This is a genomic window from Trichloromonas sp. (assembly GCF_041583255.1).
GTDB lineage: Bacteria > Desulfobacterota > Desulfuromonadia > Desulfuromonadales > Trichloromonadaceae > Trichloromonas.
The window spans coordinates 1-6057 of record NZ_JBFHGD010000199.1; the positions used below are offsets into that span (position 1 = coordinate 1).

The 6057-nt window shown below is 62.1% G+C and carries 4 protein-coding genes; all 4 read left to right on the forward strand.

What is annotated here, in order from left to right; all coding sequences use genetic code 11:
- Positions 1-706 (forward strand): ammonium transporter (locus ABYV89_RS13560; protein WP_432823479.1); only part of this gene is annotated, 706 nt, incomplete at its 5' end.
- A gap of 312 nt (positions 707-1018) precedes the next feature.
- Positions 1019-2125 carry a class II glutamine amidotransferase gene (locus ABYV89_RS13565; protein WP_432823480.1) on the forward strand — a complete coding sequence of 369 codons (1107 nt, stop codon included), beginning with the start codon at positions 1019-1021 and terminating at the stop codon, positions 2123-2125.
- Positions 2113-3756, forward strand: coding sequence for a glutamate synthase-related protein (locus ABYV89_RS13570; protein ID WP_432823481.1), 1644 nt, complete (start codon positions 2113-2115; stop codon positions 3754-3756). The genes ABYV89_RS13565 and ABYV89_RS13570 overlap by 13 nt, the downstream gene beginning before the upstream one ends.
- Positions 3757-3768: 12 nt before the next feature.
- The coding region (locus tag ABYV89_RS13575) for an FAD-dependent oxidoreductase (RefSeq protein ID WP_432823482.1) at positions 3769-6057 on the forward strand (2289 nt) is incomplete at its 3' end.

Here is a 6057-nt window from a genome sequence, read left to right on the forward strand (position 1 = left end):
CCATTTTACGTCGGGGATCACCGCCCTGGTGTTGGCCATCGTGCTCGGTAAGCGCCGGGGCTATCCCCATGAGCGCATGACGCCGCACAACCTGCCGATGACCCTGCTTGGTGCCGGTCTGCTCTGGTTCGGCTGGTTCGGTTTCAATGCCGGCAGCGCCCTGTCGGCGGGGAGCAGTGCCGCCCTGGCGTTCACCACCACGCAGACCGCGGCGGCGGCCGGGGCCCTGTCGTGGATGTTTGCCGAGTGGCTGCATGCCGGCAAGCCGAGTGCCTTGGGTGCCGCATCCGGGGTGGTCGCCGGGCTGGTCGTGATTACCCCGGCGGCGGGTTTCGTGACCCCGGCCTGGGCCTTGCTGATGGGGCTGACCGCCGGCTTCGTCTGCTACGGCGGGGTGCTGCTCAAGCATAAGGCCGGTTATGACGATTCTCTCGATGCCTTCGGGGTGCACGGTATCGGCGGCGCCTGGGGCGCGGTGGCCACGGGTATTTTTGCCAGCGTCGGCGCGACCGGCCTGCTGGCCGGCAATCCGCACCAGTTGTGGGTGCAGCTGGTCGGCCTGCTGGCTGCCGGCGCCTATGCCGTGATCGTGACCCTGGTGATTGTGGCGGTGCTGAAGGTGACCATGGGGCTTCGGGTCGAAGAAGAGGATGAGGTCAGGGGGCTGGATCAGTCCGCCCATTCGGAGACCGGTTATACCTTCTGATGGTTAAGTGTGCGAATGGCGGCGGCGTCCTCAAGCGGGCGCCGCTTTTCTGTGTGCAGACTTTACACTGGTTGAGTAATCGTGGGGCGGGTGCCTGGGGATTTGGTAGTCTTTAAGGTGCTTTAACGGCCGTTTTTTGCGGTGATAGATTTGTTGAAAGCTAGTTAAAACAGGTGTTTGTGAATGTATACGGAAGTGAGTAGGGTGGTGTGCTTGACGTGGCACTGAAATTGCTATAGTGTTTTGGGCCGTCCGAACTGCCCAGGTTCAATTAAGTAAGCGCACAATGTCCCGTTCAGGAGGTGACCGTCTATGTGTCGCATTGGAGCTATAAAAAGTCTTAACTACGTTCATCCGAGCATGGCCCTGCATCTTATGCAATCGCAGCAGAAGGGGCACGACAACTCGGGTTTCGCCATGGTCATGCACGATCTCGGCGGACTCTTCGAGGCCTATAAGCATCTGCCGACCCTGTCCCTGGCCTGTACCGACGAGGGTGTGAAGATCGCCGAGGATATGCTGCACGCCGCCGGTTTTCAGCGGGTGATGCAGTGGGTCCCGGAAACTAACCCGCTGCCGGGTCTCGACATCAACGCGATGCCCAACTACGTCTTCCAGACCTACGATTATCCCAAGCATTACAAGAAGGAAGAGCAGAAGGCCAAGGAAGACCTGCTGCTCGACATGCGCCTGAAACTGCGCAAGGTGCTGGAGAAGGACGACCAGGGCTACGTCTACTCCTTCTGGCCCGACGTGGTCACCCTCAAGGAGATCGGTGACCCGAAGGATATCGGCACCTATTTCAAGCTGTGGGAGCCGAACGACAAGTTCACCGCCAAGGTGATCACCGCCCAGTGCCGGCAGAACACCAACTACGACATCGTCCGCTATGCCGCCCATCCTTTTTTCATGCAGGGTTACACGGCGCTGGCCAACGGCGAAAATACCTTCTATCTGAAGAATGTCGAGCAGCAGCGCAAGCTGCACCGCGGTTATATCGGCTTCGAATCCGATTCCCAATGTTTTCTTTACAGTTTGCACTATGTGCATCGCCAGCTCGCCTGGCCGCTGTCCTACTACAAACATGTTATTACGCCGCTCCCCTTCGACGAGATCGGGGCGCGGGACGACAAGGAGTCGCTGCTGGCGATCCGCCAGTCGCTGGCCCACCTGGAGATCAACGGGCCCAACACCATCATCGCTGTACTCCCTGACAACACCCTGTTCACCTGCTGCGATGCCAAAAAGCTGCGTCCGGTGGTGGTCGGCCGCAGTGCCGACACGGTGGTGATTTCGTCGGAGGTGTGCGGCATCAACGAGATTCTTCCCGATCGTGATTGGGAGACCGATATCTATCCCCATGAGCGCGAGACGGTGGTTATCAATAACGACCTGGAGGTACAGAGATGGAAACAGTAAAAGTCCAGGATGTCACATCCAACGACCTGCCCTGGGTCATTCGTTATGACGCCAGCCGTTGCACCCTGTGCGGCTCCTGCGTGGCGGCCTGCTCTTTCCGGGCTATCGAAGCCAAGGTCGAGCGCCGGCGCATGGTCTTTTCGGAAGGGGATTTCCCCGAGCCGAAGCAGCGTTTTTCGGCGGTCCCGGTCATTCGCCAGGTGCGCAATATAAAAAATTACTGCCGCGGCTGCGGCATCTGCGAAAAGGTTTGCCCCAACGACGCCATCGCCCCGGCGCGCAATCCTGACAGCCGGCACCCGATCATCACCCGCTGCCTGGCCGGTGATTCGATCAAGCGCGGCGGTCGCAAGAATCTCGAATCGGGCACTCGAACCCTCGACAAAATGCGGGTTGGCCGCATTTCGCAGATGACCGACCCGAGCCTTGACGCCCAGCGCCACACCTTCGACATGCTGGCCCCCTTCGGCCGCATCATGCCGCCGGGCAAGCTCCCTTTTGCGGTTGGTGAAGACGGCAAGCTCGTGCAATCCGGTCATGCCCCGCCTGTGCGCTGGATCTACCCGGTCATCATCGGCGACATGTCGATCGGCGCCCTTTCCTGGCGCATGTGGGAAGCGGTCGCCATGGCCACCGCCTACCTCAACGAGGAGTGCGGGCTGCCGGTGCGCATGTGTTCCGGCGAAGGCGGAGTGCCGGTGCGCCTGCTCAAATCCAAATACCTGAAGTACATGATCCTGCAGATCGCTTCCGGCCACTTCGGCTGGAACCGCATCGCCAAGACCATGCCCTACATGACCGAGGACCCGGCCGGTATCCTGATCAAGATCGGCCAGGGGGCCAAGCCGGGTGACGGCGGTCTGCTCATGGCGAACAAGGTGGCCGAGCACATCCAGGCCATCCGCGGGGTGCCCAAGGCCGACCTGCTCAGCCCGCCCAACCACCAGGGTCTGTATTCCATCGAGGAGAGCGTGCAGAAGATGTTCCTCTCCTTCAACGCGGCTTTCAAATTCCGCGTTCCCGTCGCCATCAAGGTGGCGGCCAGCGCCACCAGCGTCTCGGTTTTCAACAACCTGGTGCGCGACCCTTACAACATCGTCGGCGGCTTCTTCCTCGACGGCATCGACGGCGGCACCGGCGCTGCCCACGAGGTCTCCCTCGACCACACCGGTCACCCGATCGTCTCCAAGCTGCGCGACTGCTACCTCGCGGCCGTCTCCCAGGGGCGCCAGGGGCAGATCCCGCTCTGGGCGGCCGGCGGTCTCGGCCGCACCGGCGACCTGGCGGCGGACGCCTTCAAGATGATTGCTCTGGGCGCCAACGGCGTTTTCACCGGCAAGCTGATCCTGCAGATGGCCGGCTGCGTCGGTAACGAGATGGGGCGCTGCAATGCCTGCAACACCGGCCTCTGCCCGGTCGGCATCACCACCCAGGAGCCCCAGTTGGCCCACCGGCTCGACGTCGATCGGGCGGCGCAGAACATCGTCAACTACTTCCTGGCCATGGATCAGGAGTTCAAGAAGCTGATGGCTCCGATCGGCAACTCGTCGCTGCCGGTCGGCCGTTCGGATGCCCTGGTTTCGGTTGATCGCGCCGTCGCCGAGCGACTCCAGATCCAGTACGTCTGTTAAGGAGATATTGATATGGCAGCCCAGATCAACGGCTTTGATGCAAATAATAAGCGGATTTCCACCCAGGCCCTGCTGCAGCAGATTTACACGGCCCTGGAAGCCGGCGAGACCGAATTCGAGGTCCTCTCTTCGGGCCATCACGATATCGGCGGCCCGCTCTGGACCGAGGACGGCAAGCCGCTCAAGTTCACCGTCAAGAACCCCGGCCAGCGGGTCGGTTCCTTCGGCCTCGACGGCACCGAAATCATGGTTGAGGGCTCGGCCTGCGCCGACGCCGGCTGGCTCAACGCCGGCGCCACCCTGACTATCAAGGGGGACGGCGGCGACACCACCGCCCACTGCGCCGCCAGCGGCAAGATCTATGTCGCCGGCCGGGTCGGTACCCGCTCCGGTTCGCTGATGAAGCATGACCCCGCCTATGAGCCGCCGGAATTCTGGATTCTCAAGAACACCGGCTCCTTCTCCTTTGAGTTCATGGGGGGCGGTATCGGCGTTATCTGCGGTTATGGCCGCGAAGATCTCGATTCGGTCCTCGGCGACCGTAGTTGTATGGGGATGGTCGGCGGCACCCTGTATGTGCGCGGGCCGGTGGCCGGAATCTCCGACGATGTCTGGCTGCTCGACCTCGATGATGCCGACCGCCAGTTCCTCAGCGAGCAGATGCCGGTTTTTCTCGACAAAATTGACCGGCCCGAACTGCTGGACAAACTGACCATCTTCTCCGAGTGGAGCAAGATCGTCGCCAAGACCATGGAGGAGCGCAGGCATCACAGCCGTCCGACCATGCGCGAATTCCGCCTGGCCAAATGGGTCGAAGGAAGCATTTTCGGTGACGTGCTGCTGGACAACTACGATAAGGTGGCCGGGCTGGTCAACAGCGGCGAGGATCGTCTCAAGATCCCCCACTGGCAGGACAAGCGCTACGCCGCCCCCTGCCAGGCGACCTGCCCCTCGGCGATCCCGACCCAGGACCGCATCAACCTGCTGCGCCAGGGCAAGGTCCAGGAATCCCTCGAGATGGTGCTGCAGTATTCCCCCTTTCCCGGCAGTGTCTGCGGCGAAGTCTGCCCCAACCTCTGCATGGACGCCTGTACCCGCCAGTTCCTCGACCACCCGGTGGCGATGAAAGACCTCGGGCGGATGTCCCTCGACGCGGCCTCGCCGCAGCCCAAGGCCGACAGCGGCAAGAAAGTCGCTGTTATCGGCGGCGGCCCCGGCGGCCTCTCGGCGGCCTGGAAGCTGCGCCTGCTCGGACACCAGGTCACCGTCTATGAAGCGGATAAGGAAGTCGGCGGCAAGCTGATGCAGGTTATCCCTGACGAGCGACTGCCGCGCACCATTCTGCGCACCGAGATCGACCGCATCAAAAAAATGGGCGTCGATATTCGCGTCAACACCCAGGTCGACCCGCAGTTGTTCGAAACCATTCGCAGCGAGAACAACGCCGTGGTGATCGCCTCCGGTGCCCATAATCCGGTGGTGATTCCCTTCCCCGGCCATGAGCGGATGATCAAGGGACTTGAATTTCTCAAGCAAGTCAACCTCGGGCTCAACCCCAAGGTCGGCGAGCGGGTGGTGGTGCTCGGCGCCGGCAATGCCGGTATGGACGTCTGCCTTGGCGCCTACGCCATGGGGGCCAAGAAGGTCATCGCCATCGACGTCCAGCGCCCGGCCGCCTACAAGAATGAAATCGCCCACGTCCAGGCCCTCGGCGGCGAGATTATCTGGCCTTTCTTCACCGAGAAGATCACCGACAAAGGAGTGGTCGGCAAGGACGGTCGTCTGCTCGAGGCCGACACCGTGATCATCTCCATCGGCGAGCGCCCCGACCTCTCCTACGTCCCCCGCGAATGGCTCACCGATCGCGGTATGATGGATGTCGATGCCTGCTGGCACTCGGTCAAAGCCCCCGGGGTCTTCGCCATCGGTGACACCATCAAGCCGGGGCTGCTGACCCACGCCATCGGCGGCGGCGCCGAGGTGGCCGAATATATCAACAGCCACCTCGCCGGCCTGGCCCTGGAGCCGAAAAAGAAGCTCGAGGTGATCCCGCAGAAATGCCTCTCCAAGGAGCTGTTCCGCCCCCAGAACCGCGGCCGCCTCTGCGTCACCGACGCCAAGAGCGAGACCAACCGCTGCATCTCCTGCGGCACCTGCCGCGACTGCTCCATGTGCCTCGAAGCTTGCCCCGAAGGGGCCATCGTGCGCATCGAGCACTCCGGCAGTAAATTCGAGTACAAGTCAGAAGACCACCTCTGCATAGGCTGCGGCATCTGCGCCGGCCTTTGCCCCTGCGGCATC